Source organism: Mesorhizobium kowhaii (assembly GCF_003253745.1).
GTDB lineage: Bacteria > Pseudomonadota > Alphaproteobacteria > Rhizobiales > Rhizobiaceae > Mesorhizobium > Mesorhizobium kowhaii.
The window spans coordinates 612,110-629,215 of the sequence record NZ_MZXV01000032.1; the positions used below are offsets into that span (position 1 = coordinate 612,110).

Below are 17,106 nucleotides of genomic sequence, written 5' to 3' on the forward strand. Positions count from 1 at the left end.
GCCGTTTCTTTTTTGTTCTATTCGTTTTCCTCGAATCGCGTATCGTCCGGCCATGTCTTTCGGCTTCTTCCGCAATCTGACAAAGCCCAAGCCCGCGCCTGTAGAAGAGCGCGAGCATGTCGTTGCCGGCCGCTCATTGCCGCTCAAGATCGTCGAGAACGACCGCGCAAGGCGGCTGACGCTGCGCATCGATTCCGGTGGTCGTGGCCTGCGCATCACCGTGCCACCCGGCCTGCGCCGGGGCGAGGTCGAAAAGTTCCTCGACCGCCATCAGGAGTGGCTGGAACAGCGGCTGGCCAAGGTGCCCAACCGGCCGCAGGTGCGGCCCGGCATCAAGATCCCGGTGCGCGGCGTGTCGCATCGCATCGTCCATGAGCCCTCGAAACGCGGCACCGTCACCGTGTCGCGTGACGAGCGCGGTCCGCTGCTGATCGTGCATGGCGACCGCATACACCTGCCGCGCCGCATCGCCGATTTCCTCAAGCGCGAGGCCAAGCGCGAGATCGAGAAGCTGGTGGTGAAACACACGCAGGCGCTGGGCAAGCGCGCCAAGGCGATCCGCTTCAAGGACACGTCGAGCCGCTGGGGCTCCTGCACCTCCGACGGCAATCTGTCGTTTTCCTGGCGCATCATGATGGCGCCGTCGCCGGTCATAAATTACCTCGTCGCGCATGAAGTGGCGCATCTCAAAGAGATGAACCACGGCCCGAAATTCTGGAAACTGTGCGAGCAGCTCTGCCCGGACACCGAGCGCTGCAAGGCATGGCTGAAGCGCAATGGCGGCGCGCTACAGGCGATTGTGTTCGAGTGATTGATGCCTGCGCGTATCGAATACCGCCTGATTGGTAGTGGCTGGGCGATGTGCGATGTTTCGATTGGGGACCTTCAGGCAACCGTGGCAGCGTCTTATCTGGGCGATGCTCTGAACGAACTGCTTGGCGCGACACTGAATGCGCTGGAAGGCACCAGATATTCGGTCGCACGCTTCTGTGATGAACCTGGAGAGTACCGCTTTGTCTTGGTTCCACAAGGCGCTTTTATCAGAGTGCAGATACTAGAGTTTTCAAAGCTGTGGTCTGACGAGCCGGATGAGTTCGGCGAAGTGAAACTTGATGCCATCTGCGGGTTGCGAGAGTTCGCAGAAGCGGTTCTTGATGCCGCTCGCGCGGTTCTGAATACATATGGCATTGAGGGTTACAAGAAAGAATGGATCCGTCACGAGTTTCCATTGGAGGCCATGAACAATCTGAGCCGCGCGCTGGGAGTGGCGACGCTCCATTGACAAAGCGCGCTCTGACCAGAGACCCGCGCACCAGCGTTTTAGCCGGGCTTTAACTGTCAGTCGTCATTCGCCGCGTTGAGCTCCTCCGGCCGCAGCCCCTCATCACCGTGATGCGGCCAGGGCAGGAAGTTGCCGTCGAATTCATCGCCGCCGAAATAGTCGAGCGCGCGATGCGCTTCGGCGCCGTTGAAGGCGGCTTTGTCCATTAGATGGGCGATGACCTCGCGCGCCTGCGCGATCTTCTGTCTGAGTTCGGCAACGGTTCTGTCAGCCATGATCTTGCTCCCGCCTTGTATCCCTGTCCTTCAATAGGTAGCGCCTTTGGCCTTGCTGGCAAACAGTATGCTTTTTCTCGACTCTTTCCGCTTTTCATGCCAATTCCCGCGCCATGGCGCTCGACATCAAGATTTGCGGCTTGAAGACCGACGGGGCAATGGCCGCGGCGCTGGCCGGCGGCGCTAGCCATGTCGGGTTTATTTTCTTCGCCAAAAGCCCGCGCTATGTCGAGCCTGCCGAAGCTGGCCGTCTGCGCGAGGCGGCGCGCGGCAAGGCAAAAGCGGTCGCCGTCACCGTGGATGCCACCGACGCCTTCCTGGATGAGATCGTGGCAGCGATGCAGCCCGACATGCTGCAGCTGCACGGCTCGGAAACGCCGGAGCGGGTGGCCGAGGTGAAAGCCCGCTACGGCTTGCCGGTTATGAAGGCGCTATCGGTCAGCGAGGCCGCCGACCTCGAGCGGCTAAAGCCGTTTATCGGCATTGCCGATCATTTCCTGTTCGACGCCAAGCCGCCTAAGGGCTCTGAGCTGCCGGGCGGCAACGGCGTGGCCTACGACTGGCGCATCCTCACCGGCCTTGACGCCGGCGTCGATTACATGCTTTCCGGTGGGCTCAACGCCGCCAATATCGGCGATGCCCTTCGGCTTGCCAACCCGCCCGGAATAGACATTTCCTCCGGCGTGGAAAGCGCGCCGGGTGTCAAGGATCCGGCGCTGATCGAACAGTTTTTCCGGGCCGTCAGGGCAGCGCGCGACAACCGCGCCGCCTGACCGGCTCAAACCAGAGCATGTCCCGGAAAAGTGGGAACCGGTTTTCCGACAAGGACATGCCCCCACATCGAGACCAGGAGATCGGCGATGGACAAGCCGGCGACACCCAATTCCTTCCGCACCGGACCCGACGAACAGGGCATGTTCGGCATTTTCGGTGGTCGTTTCGTTGCCGAAACGCTGATGCCACTGATCCTCGACCTCGAGCGGCACTGGAACGAGGTCAAGAACGATCCCGATTTCAAGGCTGAACTCACGGACCTTTCGACCCACTATGCCGGGCGGCCGTCGAAGCTTTATTTCGCAGAGGGTTTGACGAAGCATCTTCGTGAGGTTTCCTCGGCGAAGGGCCTCGGGGGCGGCGCCAAGGTCTATTTCAAGCGCGAGGACCTGAACCACACCGGCTCGCACAAGATCAACAATTGCCTCGGCCAGATCCTGCTGGCCAAGCGCATGGGCAAGAAGCGCATTATCGCCGAGACGGGTGCCGGCCAACATGGCGTGGCTTCTGCCACGGTCGCGGCCCGCTTCGGCTTTCCCTGCGTCGTCTATATGGGCGCGACCGACGTCGCTCGCCAAAGCCCCAACGTCTTCCGCATGAAGCTGCTCGGTGCCGAAGTGCGGCCGGTGACCGCCGGCCACGGCACGCTGAAGGACGCCATGAACGAGGCGTTGCGCGACTGGGTGACCAATGTCGAGGACACCTATTACCTGATCGGCACCGCCGCCGGCCCGCATCCCTATCCGGAGCTGGTGCGCGACTTCCAGTCGGTGATCGGCACCGAGGCGCGCGCGCAGATCCTCGAGCAGGAAGGCCGGCTGCCGGACACCATCATCGCCTGTGTTGGCGGTGGCTCCAATGCCATCGGCCTGTTCCATCCTTTCCTCGACGACAAGGAGGTTCGCATCATCGGCATCGAGGCCGGCGGCCGCGGTCTCGACGGCATCGAGCACTGCGCCTCGATGAACGCCGGTGCGCCAGGCGTGCTGCACGGCAACCGCACCTATCTCTTGCAGAATTCCGATGGGCAGATCATGGACGGGCATTCGATCTCGGCCGGACTGGACTACCCAGGCGTCGGCCCGGAGCATTCCTGGCTGCGCGATTCCGGCCGCGTCGAATATGTGCCTATCCTCGACGACGAGGCGCTGGAGGCCTTCAAGCTGACGACGCGCGTCGAAGGCATCATCCCGGCGCTGGAATCGGCGCACGCCATCGCGCATGCGGTGAAGATCGTTCCGGCCATGGACAAGGACCAGATTGTTATCGTCAACCTGTCCGGCCGTGGCGACAAGGACGTGCACACGGTGGCCAGCATGCTGGGCATGGAGATCTGATCATGACCACACGCATCGACCGCCGCATGGCCAAGCTGAAGACCGAGGGCCGCCCGGCACTCGTCACCTATTTCATGGGTGGCGACCCCGACTACGACACCTCGCTGTCGATCATGAAGGCACTGCCTGGAGCAGGCGCCGACGTCATCGAGCTCGGCATGCCCTTCTCCGATCCTATGGCCGACGGCCCGGCGATCCAGGCGGCGGGCTTGAGGGCGCTGAAAGGCGGCCAGACGCTGGTCAAGACGCTGAAGATGGCGTCGGAGTTCCGGACCGGAGACAATGAAACGCCGATCGTGCTGATGGGCTATTACAATCCGATCTACATCTATGGCGTCGACCGCTTCCTCAAGGATGCGATCGCCAGCGGCATCGATGGGCTGATCGTCGTCGACCTGCCGCCGGAAATGGACGAGGAACTGTGCATTCCGGCGCTCAAGGCCGGCATCAACTTCATCCGGCTGGCGACGCCGACCACCGACGACAAGCGCCTGCCCAAGGTGCTGCAGAACACGTCGGGCTTCGTCTACTATGTGTCGATGACCGGTATCACCGGTTCGGCGCTGGCCGACACCGGCAAGGTGGCGGCGGCGGTGAAGCGTATCAAGGGCCATACCGACCTGCCCGTCTGCGTCGGCTTCGGCGTCAAGACCGCCGAGCAGGCGCGGGTGATCGGCGCCAACGCCGACGGCGTCGTCGTCGGCACCGCGATCGTCAATGCGGTGGCCAATGTGCTGGGGCCGAAGGGCGAAAAGACCGCCGACCCGGCCGAAGCCGTTGCCACGCTGGTCAGCGGCCTTGCGCAAGGTGTGCGCTCGGCCCGCCTTGCTGCTGCCGAATAGTTTTCCTACCTCTCTTCCCAAATCTTCGTCAGGACAGGAGCCGAAGCGATGAACTGGATCACCAATTACGTTCGCCCGAAGATCAATTCGATGCTCGGCCGGCGCACCGATATGCCCGAGAATCTCTGGATCAAGGATCCGGAGACCGGCGAGATGGTGTTCCACAAGGATCTGGAATCCAACCAGTTCGTCATTCCGTCCTCCGGCCACCACATGAAGATCTCGGCCAAGGAGCGGCTGAAGTTCTTCTTCGACGACGGCAAATACGAGACCCTGGACAACCCCAAGGTCATGCAGGATCCGCTGAAATTCCGCGACGAGAAACGCTATGTCGACAGGCTGAAGGACGCCAAAGCCAAGACCGGCCTCGAAGACGCCATCATCAATGCGCTGGGAACCGTCGAAGGCCTGCCGGTGGTGGTGACCGTGCAGGATTTCGCCTTCATGGGCGGCTCGCTCGGCATGGCCGCCGGTGACGCCATCGTGCACGGTTTCGAAGTCGCCTTGCAGCGCAAGCGGCCGCTGATCCTGTTTGCCGCGTCCGGCGGCGCCCGCATGCAGGAAGGCATCCTGTCGCTGATGCAGCTGCCGCGCACCACGGTTGGTGTCGACCGGCTGAAGGAGGCCGGCCTGCCCTACATCGTCGTTTTGACCAACCCGACCACCGGCGGCGTCACCGCTTCCTACGCCATGCTGGGCGACGTGCACATCGCCGAACCCGGCGCGCTGATCGGCTTTGCCGGGCCGCGCGTCATCGAACAGACGATCCGGGAAAAACTGCCGGACGGCTTCCAGCGCTCCGAATATCTGATGGAGCACGGCATGGTCGACATGGTGGTGTCGAGGCTTCAGATGCGCGAAACGATCGCAAGGCTGCTGAAAATGCTGCTCAAGCTGCCGGAGGAGCAAAGGCCTCTCGAACCGGAAATCCTGCCGCCGGCAACAATTCCGGCCGAGGCACGCCCACAGGCCTGACGCGACATTCTTCGCCGCGAAACGCGATTGCGCCATGTCCGTGGCGCGCTGTAGCTTTTTGATTGCCATGGCCATTTCGAAACCGATTCTGGTTCCCGGGCCATGGGCCAGGATTGCGCCATGACAACGCTTGCCGCCGACCGCGAAATCGAAGCCCTGATGGCGCTTCACCCGAAAGGCTTCGACCTTTCGCTCGACCGCATTTCGCGGCTGCTGGAGCGGCTTGACAATCCGCAGGACCGGCTGCCGCCGGTGATCCACATTGCCGGCACCAACGGCAAGGGCTCGTGCGCGGCGTTTTCGCGCGCGCTGCTGGAAGCGGCGGACTACCGCGTCCATGTCCACACCTCGCCGCATCTGGTCAACTGGCACGAGCGCTACCGGCTGGCCGCCGATGGCGGCGGCAGGCTGGTCGACGACAGGGTGTTCGCCGATGCCATCGCCCGCGTCGCCAGGGCCAATGAAGGCGAGCACATCACCGTCTTCGAGATCCTCACCGCCGTCACCTTCCTGTTGTTTTCCGAACACCAGGCCGATGCCGCCATCATCGAGGTCGGGCTAGGCGGCCGTTTCGACGCCACCAACGTCATCAAGGAGCCGGCCGTATCGGTGATCATGCCGGTGTCGCTCGACCATGAGGCCTATCTCGGCGACCGTGTCGAACTGATCGCCGCCGAAAAGGCCGGCATCATCAAGCGCGGCTGCCCGGTGGTCATCGGCGCGCAGGAAAGCGAGACGGCGCTGCAGGTGCTGATCGAGACCGCCGAGCGGCTCGAGTGTCCGACCTTCGTCTACGGCCAGGATTTCCTCGCTTTCGAGGAGAACGGCCGCATGGTCTACCAGGACGAAGACGGCTTGATGGACCTGCCGCCACCGCGGCTGCCGGGACGCCACCAGTTCGCCAATGCGGCGGCGGCGATCGCGGCGGTCAAGGCGGCCGGCTTCGAGATCAGCCATCGCGCTGCCGAAAAGGCGATGATCAATGTCGCCTGGCCCGGCCGCATGCAGAAGCTGGCGCAGGGCCGGCTGACCGAACTGGCGCCGAAGGGTGCCGACATCTGGCTCGACGGCGGCCACAATCCGGGCGCCGGCGTGGTGATTGCCGAGGCGCTGGCCGAGCAGGAAGAAAAGAACCCGCGGCCGCTCTTCCTCATCTCGGGCATGATCAACACCAAGGACCAGAGCGGCTATTTCCGCGCCTTCAAGGGCCTCGCCCGGCATGTCTACACGGTGCCAGTGAGCCTCAGCGACGCCGGCGTGCCGAACGATGAACTGGCGGTCCGCGCGACGGAAGCCGGGCTGACGGCCGAGCCGGTGAGTTCCGTCGCCAGCGCGCTGATGCTGCTGCGCGACACCTGGGACGGTCCGGCGCCGCGCATCCTGATCGGCGGTTCGCTTTATCTGGCCGGCGCGGTGCTGGCCGAGAACGGCACGCCCCCGACCTGAGGTCGGCTTTCGGCGATCACCGCAAGGAGCAGTCATGATCAAGGTCAAGCAGGTCGCTCACGTCTGCATCTTCGCGAATGATCTGGAGGTGACGCGACGCTTCTATCGCGATGTCCTCGGCATGGACACCCAATTCAATTTCCTGCGTGACGGCAAGATTTTCGGGTTCTACCTCGATTGCGGCGGTCGGAGCCACGTCGAGGTGTTCCAGAAGGACGGGGCCAGCTACAGCGACCTGAACCAGATCAACCACTTCTGCCTGGAAGTGGAAAACATCGACGCAGCGATCGCCCATATCAGGTCGAAGGGCGTCGATGTCACGGCAAAGAAGCTCGCCTGCGATGATACTTACCAGGCCTGGATTCGCGACCCCAACGACGTGAAGATCGAGCTGTTCGAGTATACCGAAAAAAGTGCGCAATTCGCCGGAGGCGATCGTATCGCCGACTGGTAGTCGCGCCTGCCGCCTGATGGCCTTCGCGGCTACTTCAGTTCGATCTCGATGAAGGCGTATTCGCCCTCATTGGCGTTGATGACGTCGTGTTCGACGCCCTCCTTGCGGAAATAAGGCGCGCCCTTATTCATCTCGGCGAAGGATTCGCCGTCCTTGGTCAACAGCTTCACCGTGCCGTCCATCAGCGGCACGACCACATAGTCATGGCCATGGCGGTGCCAGCCGGTGTTGTCGCCCGGCTGGAAGCGGTACTCGGTGACAATGACGCGCTCATTGTCGATGAAGACGGTGGCCTTGGCGGATCCGGTCATAGCGTTCTCCTGCTTCTGCTGCCAACAGAAGACATGGAGTGCGCAGATGTGAGGGCCAGAGCGGCCCACCGATGACGCCAACAAAAAGCCCGGCGCGAGGCCGGGCTTGATATCAGGAATTTCAGACGGATCAGGCGAGGCTGCCGTTGATCCAGTGCGACAGCGCGGTCTTGGGTGCTGCGCCAACCTTCATGTCGGCCACTTCGCCACCCTTGAAGATCATCAGCGTCGGGATCGAGCGCACGCCGAACTGCGCCGCGAGTTCTGGATTCTCGTCGATGTTCAGCTTGGCGATCTTCACCTTGGCGCCAAGTTCGGTGGCGATGTCTTCGAGCGCGGGAGCGATCATCTTGCAGGGACCGCACCATTCCGCCCAGAAATCGACGACGACCGGTACGCTGGCGTTAAGCACATCGGCCTGGAAATTGCTCTTGTCGACCTTGACGGTGGTCATGCGGAAAATCCTTTCGAAAGTTTTTGTCGCACCAAATGTGGTGGTGATCGTGCCCTTCTTCAAGCAGGTGTTGTGTCACGCTCCCGTGAGTCGAGCAAGGGCGTCATCCATGACGCTCGCCGGCAGTTCGATCAGCCGCGGCGCCTCGGTGAACAGCAAGGCGGCCTTGACCGCGCGTCCGGGATAAAGCGGCTGCAGCAGGGCGCGATAGAGCGCGAGTTGCAGGACATAGGCCGGAGGGACCTCGGCCAGAGAGGCGGGTGCCGGTCGGTTGGTCTTGTAGTCGACGATCGAGACCGCGTCCGGCGTCACTGCCAGCCGGTCGATCTTGCCGGAAATCGAGCGCTTTTTGCCCTTCACCTCCAGGCTGCCCATGATCGCGACCTCGGCACGCGACGATGGCGCAAACAGCTGGCCGAAGCTCGGATCGGCAAGGATGGCCGTGACCGACGCCAGGGCCTTTTGACGCTCTGATCGAGGCCAATCTGCACCCGTTCGCGCGAGATAGCGTTCCGCCGCGCCCTCGCGTTCGCCCTCGACAATGCCGGGCAACATCTGCAGCAGTTTGTGCAAAGCGAGCCCACGCAGCACGGCAAAGCCTGGCTCGGCATCGGCGTCGAGCACCGGCGAAGCCTTGTCGACCACAGCTTCCTTGCCTTCGTCGATCAGCGCCGAAGCGCCGGACGGCGACAGCGGACGCGGCAAGTCCTCGAAAGGCGGCAAGGGCCGGAACAGGGTCGCCGGCAAAGGCCCGAAACTGTGCGCCTGCCGTGCCTGATCGCTGGAAACCAAAGCCACGGGCGGCAGCTTGGTGACGTGAAAACGATGCACCGGCTCGCCGCCGGCGGAATGCGGACGCTGTTCGCTCTCCGCCGCACCTATCAGCGCGCGGCTGACAATCGAGTGCCAGGTGCCGGTGTTCGGCGCCCGCTTGCCGTGATAGCCGCAGACGATCAGCCGGTCCTCGGCGCGGGTCATGCCGACATAGAGCAGCCGGCGATATTCGTCATCGGCAAGCTCTCGTGCCCGCACCGCGGCAGCCTTGGAAAAGCCGTTGGCGACATCGCTGGCCGAACGCCAGAGATAGCCCTTGCCGTCCCAGCCCGAGCCGTCGAACGGCATCAGGCGCGGCAGATGCTGATCGCTGAACGGCGCCGAACCACCGTCGACCAGGAACACGACCGGTGCCTCCAGGCCCTTGGCCGCATGCACGGTCATGACGCGAACCTCGTCGCGGGTCTGGTCCATCTCGCGCTTGATCTCGGGGCCGGCATTCTCCAGCGTCGACAGGAAGGCTTCCAGCCCAGGCAGGCCGGTTCGCTCCTCGGCAAGGCAGAAGCTCAGGAACTCGTCGAGGATATCGCCGGCCTCGGGTCCGAGCCGCGCGATCATCTTCCGGCGCACGCCATCGCGGGCCAGCAGGCCGGCGTAAAACTCAAACACCGGCTTGAAGGCGGCCTCACTCGTCCAGATGTCGAGCTGGGCGACGACGGCCGCCAAAGCCTCGCTGTCGCCAGCGTGGGCGCGCAGCGATGCGATCAGCGACAAACCAGGCGGCCGCTCCGCCGCGAGCGCAAAAAGCCTCTCCTCCGGCAGATCGAAGATCGGGCTGCGCAGGATGGCGGCGAGCGACAAATCGTCCTGCGGCTGGATGAGGAGATGGCCGAGCGCGATCAGGTCCTTGACCGCAATGTGTCCGGGCAGGCTCAGCCGGTCGGCGCCAGCGACCGGAATGTCGCGGCGTTTGAGCGCCCGGGTCAGTGCGTGGACGAAGCGGTCGCGCTTGCGCACCAGCACCAGCACGTCGCCCGGCCGCAGCCGCTTGCCGCGACCTTCGATGATTTCACCGGCGCCGATCCAGCCGGCAATGGTGGCCGCGACGTTCTCGGCAACGCGCACCGCCGGCGCATGGGCATGGTCGATGGCCTGCGTCCAGTCGTCGGGCTCGTCGACGACGTCAGCACCGACCGACGGCCAGACCTCGACATAGCCCGGCGCATCGGTGCGAATCGCCTGGTGGCGCAGCGGATCGGGATCATGGCTGATGCCGCGCCGCACGATGGGATCGGCAAAGACGCGGTCGACCGCGGTCAGAACGTCGTCGGTCGAACGGAACGACCAGGTCAGCTTGAGGTCAGCGAAGGACGCCTCGGCGTCGCGCACGCGTCCGGCAAACAACAGCCGGCTGTCGGCGAAGGAGTCCGGCGCCGCACCCTGAAAGGAATAGATCGACTGCTTCTCGTCGCCGACGGCAAAGACCGTGCGATGGACCCTGTCGCGGGCGCCGAAGCCGGCAAAGAATTCTTCCGCCAGTCGCTTCACCACCTCCCATTGATCCGGGCTGGTGTCCTGCGCCTCATCGAGCAGGATGTGGTCGATGCCCTGGTCGAGCTTGTATTGCACCCAGGGGCCGGCATCTGGCCGCGCCAGAAGGTTGACCGTCCGGGTGATCAGGTCGTTGAAATCGAGAAAGCCGCGGCTGCGCTTCAGCACCTCGTAGCGGGCGATCAGCCAGTCGGCGATGGTCAGCGCGGCGCGCGTGCCTTCCAGCATCCGGAACAGCGCCAGCCTGTCGACTGTTTCGACGATGGCATTGGCCGTCGAGAGATAGCGTTCCGCCAGATCCGGCAGCCGGTCGACCAGAGCTTTCTTGAACGCCTTGGCCGGATCGTAAGCGTCGCCATCGGTCTTGAGGAAGGCTCTCGCAAGCAGCTGCAGACGGCGAACCGGGTCGCTTTCGGCGAAAGCCTGACGCGCATAGGGCAGGATGTTGTTCAGCACCGTCCTGGCATCGGTGGCATCCGCCCCCTGGGCGAAGCCGGCAAAATAATCGGGCAGGAAACCCGGCAACGGCCAGACCGATGCCGCTATGCCGTCGGCGGTCTGGCCGGGGCGGAAATGGAATTCATCGAACAGCGCCTGGAAACGCGTGCCGTCGCGCCCGATCGTGTCGATGAAACTGCGCAAGCCGTCGCGCTTGCGCACGATCTCGCCCAGCAACGTATCGAGCCCGGCTTCACCGCCACGATCGAGAATGGTGGCAAACGCCTCGGCCAGTTCCATGTCGCCGGCGGCCGTTCCGGAAATCATGTCGCGGCGCGCGGTGGCAAACAGCGATGCCTCCATCGGCGGATCGAGCATCTCGAAATGGGCCGGAATGTTGGCCTCCAGCGGGAACTGGTGAAGCACCGATTCGCAGAAGGCGTGGATGGTCTGGATCTTCAGCCCGCCGGGCGTTTCCAGCGCCTCGGCGAACAGGCGCCGCGCCCGGCGCATGGTCTCAAGATCGGGCCGGCGGCCTTCCAGCGTTTCGATCCTTGCCGCAAGATCCGCGTCAGCGAGTGCCGTCCACTCCGACAGCGTCGAGAAGACCCGGTTCGACATGTTGGCGGCGGCGGCGCGCGTATAGGTCAGGCACAGGATCTTCGACGGATCGGTGCCGCGCAGCAGGAGCCGAATGACACGCTGGGCCAGCACATGGGTCTTGCCGGAGCCGGCATTGGCCGACACCCAGGCGGAATTCTGGGGGTCGGCGGCGCGGGCCTGGCTGGTCGCGGTGTCGCTGGGAATGGGATAGGCCTTCTTCATGCCTCCCCTCCCTCGTCACCGGCATCGCCGCCGGCGGACCATTCGAGCACACGGGCAAGATGGTCGTAATCGCCATCGGTCTCGCCTTCACGAAACGGCAGCGCGCGCGACAGATATCCGGTCCCAGGGTCGGCATAATGGATCAGGAGCTTTTCCAGCCGCGCCCAGGCCTCTTCGGCAAGATCGGTCGCGGTTTTCGGCTGGCGGTTGTGTTCGAGGATCGATTCCTCGAACACCTCGCCATTCGGCTTCAGCCGCACGAAGGCCAGTTGCGAGGGTTCGCGCTCGCCCAGATCCTTGAAGGCGCCGCGCCTGAGCAGCGCGCCTTCCAGCGCCAGTTGCGGCGCAAGCAGCGTGTGCGCTTGCGCCTTAGACGGCGAGGAGCCTGTCTTGTAGTCCAATATGTCGGCCATGCCGCCGGCCAGCAGGTCGACCCGATCGGCGTAGCCGGACAGTGTCATGCCGGACTGGCCGACGACGGTCTTTCCAGCACGCTCCTCGGCATGCCGCCGCATCACCGCGTCGGCGCGCGTACGCTCCCACTCGATGATGTTGGCGGCGAGTTTTTCGAAACGCGGCCACCACACCGCCTCGACATCGGCCGGAAGTGCGACTTCGGCAAAACAGGCGCGGCCGGCAGCGATGAGGCCGGCGAGCGCGTCGGGCGCGCGCGGATCGGCAACGCGCGCCGAGAACAGATGCAGGATGGCGTGAAACAGCGTGCCGCGCTCGGCCGCACCGGGATCGCGGATGACCGGATCGAGCGGCATCAGGCCGAGGATCCGCCTTGCATAGACGGCGTAGGGGTCACGGCGCAGGGTCTCGATCTCGGTGATCGAGAAATGGCCTGGGCGCACTGACAGTGGCGGCTTCGGTTGCGGCCGTGGCGCGAAATCCTGCCTCCGCCCGGTATCGAGCGCGCGTGCCCAGGCGAGCAACTCGTCGCCGCGCCGGCGCAGTTCAGAGGCCTGGTCGTTGCCGATGAAGGTGAGCAGGCGCTGCAGCCAGCGCGACGGGACGGCAGGGGCGTCGCCGGCACGCGCCGAGCGGGCCAGCACCACCTTCTTCGCGCCCATGGCCATCTGGAAATCATGCGCGGCAAGGCCGATACGCCGTTCGGGCGGTTCGAGATCGATGCCGGTCTTCATCAGCCGCGACATGAAGCGGTCGCTCTCGGGCTTGCGCGGCCACACGCCTTCGTTGAGCCCGCCGATGACCAGCGTGTCGACATCCTGCAAGCGTGCTTCCAGGGCGCCCCAGATGGCGATGTTCCTGTCGGTGCCTTGTGCCGGCTTGACCGTTTCAGGCGCGATCAGCGCCGCCATCACGTCGGGCCACTCGTCTGCGGCGAAGGACAGCGGTGCAGAAGCCGCGACCAGCCCGCGCAGCAATTCGGCAAGCTTTTCGCCGGCGTCACCCGCATAGAGCGCGCCAAGGCCGCCATCGGCGGTACGGCCGAGATTTTCGAGCGCCTCGACGCTGGCCCTGACCAGCGCGGCAAGATCGGCGTCCGCCTGATCGCGAAACGCCGCGAGCGGCGCCAGCGCGTGCGCGAGACGTTCGAGCAAATTCTTCGCGCCTTCGATGGAGCGCACGGTCAGACGGGAAAACCAGAAGGGCGGCCGGCTGCCGCTGCCAAGGCCGGTGAGGCGGGTTTCGAACAGTTCCGGTAGCGAAACGATGTCGGGCCGGCCGGTGCCGCCGCGCAGCGCCACCAGTTCAACCAGCTCCGCCGCGTGGCGCACATCAGCGCGTTCGAGGCCAAGCCCAAGCAGAGGATGCTTGAGCAGCGACAGCAGGCCGACCGGATCGCCTGGCCGGAACACCGCCTCGAGCGCCAGCCCGAGCAGGCTGGCCGCCGGGGTGTTGGCGAGCGGCGTGCCACCGGAATCGTCGGCGACGACGCCGAACCGCAGGAGTTCGACCGAGACGCGCCGCGCCAGTGCGCGATCGCCGGTCACGAGAGCCGCCCTTTGGCCCCGTTCTTCGACCGCGCGCTTGAGCGCAACGGCGATGGCGACGGCTTCATCGCGTTCGCTTGCGGCTTCGAGCAGGGTCACGCCGGCGAAGGCGCCGGCAATGTCGGACGCTGAAAAGCCGTCGCGCGTCTCGGCCCACAATTCGGTGGTTTCGGCCGGCCGCAGCGCTTCGCCGACCAGGGCGGCGCGGAGCGCGAGCCGCGGCTCCGCCGCGCCGATCTCCTCGACATCGCCACGCAGCACGCCGATCTTGCCGATCAATCTGGCGAGACCGTATTGCGGGTGGCCGAGCACGGCCGGACGCGCGCCGGGCGCCGCGATTGCCTGGAACGACGCTTCGTCCAGCGTCCGGTCGAGACCGGGCAGCACAATGGCGCCGCCGGGCAGGCGGGCAATCGCGGCAAGCAGCTCGGCCGTTGCGGGTATCGAGCCGGTCGAGCCCGCGGCGATGACCGGCCCGGCAGGTGGATTGCGCTGCAGCCGCGCGGCCTCGGCGCGGATCAGCGCGCTGCGATGCGCGGCCGGGTTGGAGCGATCGCGCTCTTCAAGGAATTTCGGCCAGGCATCGGTGACGATGCCGAGAAATTCGAGCGTCACCTGCCACCATCCGGCAAGGTTGCCGGTCACCAGGTCGGTAAGCTTGGCCCAGTCCGTGCCTTCCGTCTCGATCTCGTCCATCAGCCGGGCGAGATCGCGCGCCAGCCAGATCGCATCGGCGGTAGAGGCCGGGATGACGATCTCCTCGGCGAAGAGCGCCGCGACATGGGCCGGCAGCCGGCGCTTCCAGGCGCGCACCAGCGGCGCCAGCAGCAACAGGCGTTCGGCTGCGGCAATCGGCGGCGCGAGGTCGATTGCCGCCGACGCCTCCGTCTCGAATGCGGCCTCATCCTCGTCGAACTCGCCGAGTGGCCGGATGACCGGCAGGATCGCCGAACCGCCGCCGCCGAGCGCCGCGAGGCTGTCGACGAAGACACCCCGCAAGGCGCGCGCGGCGCGGCGCGTCGGCACATAGATGGTGACATCGGCCAGAGCGAGCGGGTCGCCGTCAAACCGAAACCCCGGAACAAGACGCCCGGCAAGCAGCGCCTCGGCAAGCGTCGGCAGAAACGGCGCTCCGGAGGGAATTGAGAAAACGCGGCTTGAGCCGCTCATCGTGACTCGGCTAGCGCGTCGGCCACCGCCGCTTCCGCGAGCGCAATGGCATCGGGCGTGCCGACGGTGATCCAATGGCCATGCATCGGCATGCCGAACAGGCGGCCGGCAGCAATGGCCGTGTCGAAATAAGCGTTGAGCGAGTGCGGTTCGGCCGGCGCTTGCTCGAACAGGCGCGGATGGACGATCGCCGCCCCGGCATAGATCAGGCCGGCCGGGTCACCCTTTGAACGCCGCAAGCCGCCATCCGGCGCCACCAGGAAATCGGTGCTGCCGCAGTGTCCGGTCGCCTGATGGAGATCCGCCAGCATCAGCAGAATATCCATTTTCGCCGCGTCCCATGCAAGGGCAAGGCGGCCGAGATTGAGAGGACCTTGGTCGATCCAGAAGGTGTCGGCGTTGAGGATGAAGAAGGGCTGCTCGCCCAGTTCCGGCAACGCCTTGACGATGCCGCCTGCAGAATCGAGAAGTCGTTCGCTCTCGTCGGAAATGACGATCCGTGGCGCGCGGCGCGCCGCGACATGGGCAACGATCTGCTCGGGAAGATAATGGACGTTGACGACGGCCTTGCCGACACCGGCGGCCGCCAGGCTGTCGAGCCCCCAGTCGAGCAACGTCTTGCCGGCGATCTTGACCAGCGGCTTGGGAATGGTGTCGGTGATCGGCCGCATGCGCTTGCCAAGCCCGGCGGCAAGCACGATGGCAGTGTCCGGTCTTGCTGTCACAGTGCCCGCTCCTCCAGCAAACCGTTGGCGTTGTAGAACTCCCGCAGGCTGGCCAGCGCAGGATGAGACAGCGCCCGGCGCAGATAATCGCGAATGCGCGGCAGGTGCTTCAGATAATAGGGCTTGCCGTCGCGCTTTTCGAGGCGGACGAAGATGCCGAGGATCTTGGAGTTTCGCTGCGCCGCCATGATTGCGTAGGATTCCAGGAAGCTTTCTTCGTCGAAGGCGCCGGCTGCGTAGCGCGCCGCGACATAGGCGTCGAGCGTCTCCCTCTCGATCTCGGGCGACATCGTAACACGCGCGTCCATGGCCAGCGAGGCGACGTCATAGGCGCACGGGCCGATCAGCGCGTCCTGGAAATCGACGATGCCCAGCCGATCATGCCCGGAACGGTCGCCGCGCCAGATGATGTTGGGCGAATGGAAATCACGCAGCATCAGCGTGACTTCGCGGCCTTGCAGCCGGTCGAGGAGCGCGTTCCATTCCTTGTGGTAACCGGCGCGCAAGGCATCGCTTGCCGGGCTGCCTGATATCGCCGGCACGTACCAGTCAACCAGCAGATCGGCTTCGATCATCATGGCATCGCGGTCGAAAGGCGGCACGTCATGGAAGTCGCCCCGCCCCGTTTCAAGGCGTTGCGGCCAGGCCCTGCCATGCATCATGGCCAGCAGTTCGGCCGCCGCCGCATAGCGCGCGGCCACCGGCTGGCCATCGCTCCCAAGAAATCCTTCGGAACCAAGATGCTCGAGCAGAAGGAACCCCTGATCCTGGTCCTCGGCATGGATTTCCGGAACACTGACGCCACCCGCCTTCAAAGCCCGGTCGATGGCGACGAAGGCGGAGACCGACTGCGCGGTATGAGCGATCTCGGCATAGGGCCTGCCGTCGCGGACCGGCGGCCCGAGCACCAGCCGCGGCGAGTTCATCAGCACACGCGGCTCCGCGCCGGCAAGCGATACGATCTCATAGGAGCGGGCCGAGGCATCGCCGATGAAATGGCGGCGCCTTGCTTCGCCCCAGCCGGCACTTTCGAGAAAGCGGCGCATGGCCAGCGACCGCGCCGCCCGGTCGAAGGCAGCGCCCTCGCCCGACAACCGGGCCAGCCGACCCTCGCCATGCTGGACGATTTCGATCAGCACCGAGGTTTTCGGCAGATAGTCCTGCGCTCGTTCCGGCCATTCGACCAGGGCAGCGCCTTGCGCCAGGGCTTCCTCGAAACCAAGCTCATCGATCTCGGTCGCCGAGGACAGGCGGTAGAGATCGAAATGATGGACCGGGATGCGGGTGTCGTAGCTCTGCACCAGCGTGAAGGTCGGGCTCGGAACATCGAGGCCGGCATCGTCGGCCAAAGCCCTGATCAACGCCCGCGCCAAGGTGGATTTGCCGGCGCCGAGGTCGCCCTTGAGCGCCAGGACGTCACCTGGACGCAATGACAACGCGAGATCTTCGCCCAGCAACGCTGTCTGTGTCTCGTCGGCGAGTAAACGCTCCAGCACCAATCCCGTCATCGAG

Annotated in this window: 15 protein-coding genes; 8 read left to right on the top strand and 7 right to left on the bottom strand. The window is 64.9% G+C overall.

The annotated features are described in order from the left end of the window. Window positions 1-52 precede the first annotated feature (52 nt). The gene (locus B5V02_RS15750) at window positions 53-811 is read left to right on the top strand and encodes a M48 family metallopeptidase (RefSeq protein WP_111545042.1); all 759 of its coding nucleotides are present in this window, start codon (window positions 53-55) and stop codon (window positions 809-811) included. A 3-nt stretch (window positions 812-814) separates the two neighbouring features. Then, window positions 815-1,282 carry a hypothetical protein gene (locus tag B5V02_RS15755; protein ID WP_111545043.1) on the top strand — a complete coding sequence of 156 codons (468 nt, stop codon included), beginning with the start codon at window positions 815-817 and terminating at the stop codon, window positions 1,280-1,282. A 56-nt stretch (window positions 1,283-1,338) separates the two neighbouring features. On the opposite strand, the gene B5V02_RS15760 is transcribed toward B5V02_RS15755, so the two are convergent. Beyond that, window positions 1,339-1,557: a hypothetical protein gene (locus B5V02_RS15760; protein WP_111545044.1), complete on the bottom strand. Its 219-nt coding sequence runs from the start codon at window positions 1,555-1,557 to the stop codon at window positions 1,339-1,341. 113 nt (window positions 1,558-1,670) lie between these two features. On the opposite strand from B5V02_RS15760, the gene B5V02_RS15765 reads away from it, so the two are divergent. The 6 genes from B5V02_RS15765 to B5V02_RS15790 all read left to right on the top strand — a co-directional run bounded on the left by B5V02_RS15765 (window position 1,671) and on the right by B5V02_RS15790 (window position 7,385). Then, a complete protein-coding gene (locus B5V02_RS15765) occupies window positions 1,671-2,330 on the top strand; it encodes a phosphoribosylanthranilate isomerase (RefSeq protein ID WP_111545045.1) in 660 nt (219 codons plus the stop codon). An 87-nt stretch (window positions 2,331-2,417) separates the two neighbouring features. Beyond that, window positions 2,418-3,668, top strand: coding sequence for a tryptophan synthase subunit beta (gene trpB / locus B5V02_RS15770; protein WP_111545046.1), 1,251 nt, complete (start codon window positions 2,418-2,420; stop codon window positions 3,666-3,668). A gap of 2 nt (window positions 3,669-3,670) precedes the next feature. Beyond that, window positions 3,671-4,510 (top strand): tryptophan synthase subunit alpha, encoded by an 840-nt coding sequence (gene trpA / locus B5V02_RS15775; protein ID WP_111545047.1) that lies wholly within the window; start codon window positions 3,671-3,673, stop codon window positions 4,508-4,510. Window positions 4,511-4,558: 48 nt separating this feature from the next. Beyond that, window positions 4,559-5,485, top strand: a complete 927-nt coding sequence (gene accD, locus B5V02_RS15780; protein WP_111545048.1) for an acetyl-CoA carboxylase, carboxyltransferase subunit beta — start codon at window positions 4,559-4,561, stop codon at window positions 5,483-5,485. Window positions 5,486-5,605: 120 nt separating this feature from the next. Beyond that, entirely contained in the window at window positions 5,606-6,931 is a 1,326-nt protein-coding gene (locus tag B5V02_RS15785) for a bifunctional folylpolyglutamate synthase/dihydrofolate synthase (RefSeq protein WP_111545429.1), read from the top strand. Window positions 6,932-6,965: 34 nt separating this feature from the next. Further along, window positions 6,966-7,385, top strand: coding sequence for a VOC family protein (locus tag B5V02_RS15790; protein ID WP_111545049.1), 420 nt, complete (start codon window positions 6,966-6,968; stop codon window positions 7,383-7,385). Between the two features lie 29 nt (window positions 7,386-7,414). Here the strand turns inward: B5V02_RS15790 and B5V02_RS15795 are convergent, their stop codons facing one another. From B5V02_RS15795 to tsaE, 6 genes are all read right to left on the bottom strand, one after another. Then, complete coding sequence (locus B5V02_RS15795) at window positions 7,415-7,696, bottom strand: cupin domain-containing protein (protein ID WP_111545050.1); 282 nt, start codon at window positions 7,694-7,696, stop codon at window positions 7,415-7,417. 130 nt (window positions 7,697-7,826) lie between these two features. Continuing rightward, a complete protein-coding gene (trxA, locus tag B5V02_RS15800) occupies window positions 7,827-8,150 on the bottom strand; it encodes a thioredoxin (protein WP_111545430.1) in 324 nt (107 codons plus the stop codon). A 75-nt stretch (window positions 8,151-8,225) separates the two neighbouring features. After that, window positions 8,226-11,738, bottom strand: coding sequence for a double-strand break repair helicase AddA (addA, locus tag B5V02_RS15805; RefSeq protein ID WP_111545051.1), 3,513 nt, complete (start codon window positions 11,736-11,738; stop codon window positions 8,226-8,228). Then, window positions 11,735-14,869, bottom strand: coding sequence for a double-strand break repair protein AddB (gene addB / locus B5V02_RS15810; RefSeq protein ID WP_111545052.1), 3,135 nt, complete (start codon window positions 14,867-14,869; stop codon window positions 11,735-11,737). Before addB ends, addA begins: the two co-directional genes overlap by 4 nt. Next, complete coding sequence (locus B5V02_RS15815; RefSeq protein ID WP_111545053.1) at window positions 14,866-15,594, bottom strand: nucleotidyltransferase family protein; 729 nt, start codon at window positions 15,592-15,594, stop codon at window positions 14,866-14,868. The genes addB and B5V02_RS15815 overlap by 4 nt, the downstream gene beginning before the upstream one ends. Next, window positions 15,591-17,102: a tRNA (adenosine(37)-N6)-threonylcarbamoyltransferase complex ATPase subunit type 1 TsaE gene (tsaE, locus tag B5V02_RS15820; RefSeq protein ID WP_111545054.1), complete on the bottom strand. Its 1,512-nt coding sequence runs from the start codon at window positions 17,100-17,102 to the stop codon at window positions 15,591-15,593. The genes B5V02_RS15815 and tsaE overlap by 4 nt, the downstream gene beginning before the upstream one ends. Window positions 17,103-17,106 lie beyond the last annotated feature (4 nt).

Bases quoted from the DNA above. Each gene is read 5' to 3' on its own strand.
- B5V02_RS15790 (WP_111545049.1), top strand. From the start codon at position 6,966: ATGATCAAGGTCAAGCAGGTCGCTCACGTCTGCATCTTCGCGAATGAT.
- addB (WP_111545052.1), bottom strand. From the start codon at position 14,869: ATGAGCGGCTCAAGCCGCGTTTTCTCAATTCCCTCCGGAGCGCCGTTT.
- accD (WP_111545048.1), top strand. From the start codon at position 4,559: ATGAACTGGATCACCAATTACGTTCGCCCGAAGATCAATTCGATGCTC.
- B5V02_RS15765 (WP_111545045.1), top strand. From the start codon at position 1,671: ATGGCGCTCGACATCAAGATTTGCGGCTTGAAGACCGACGGGGCAATG.
- trpB (WP_111545046.1), top strand. From the start codon at position 2,418: ATGGACAAGCCGGCGACACCCAATTCCTTCCGCACCGGACCCGACGAA.
- B5V02_RS15760 (WP_111545044.1), bottom strand. From the start codon at position 1,557: ATGGCTGACAGAACCGTTGCCGAACTCAGACAGAAGATCGCGCAGGCG.
- B5V02_RS15750 (WP_111545042.1), top strand. From the start codon at position 53: ATGTCTTTCGGCTTCTTCCGCAATCTGACAAAGCCCAAGCCCGCGCCT.
- B5V02_RS15755 (WP_111545043.1), top strand. From the start codon at position 815: ATGCCTGCGCGTATCGAATACCGCCTGATTGGTAGTGGCTGGGCGATG.
- trpA (WP_111545047.1), top strand. From the start codon at position 3,671: ATGACCACACGCATCGACCGCCGCATGGCCAAGCTGAAGACCGAGGGC.
- B5V02_RS15795 (WP_111545050.1), bottom strand. From the start codon at position 7,696: ATGACCGGATCCGCCAAGGCCACCGTCTTCATCGACAATGAGCGCGTC.
- B5V02_RS15785 (WP_111545429.1), top strand. From the start codon at position 5,606: ATGACAACGCTTGCCGCCGACCGCGAAATCGAAGCCCTGATGGCGCTT.
- addA (WP_111545051.1), bottom strand. From the start codon at position 11,738: ATGAAGAAGGCCTATCCCATTCCCAGCGACACCGCGACCAGCCAGGCC.
- trxA (WP_111545430.1), bottom strand. From the start codon at position 8,150: ATGACCACCGTCAAGGTCGACAAGAGCAATTTCCAGGCCGATGTGCTT.
- tsaE (WP_111545054.1), bottom strand. From the start codon at position 17,102: ATGACGGGATTGGTGCTGGAGCGTTTACTCGCCGACGAGACACAGACA.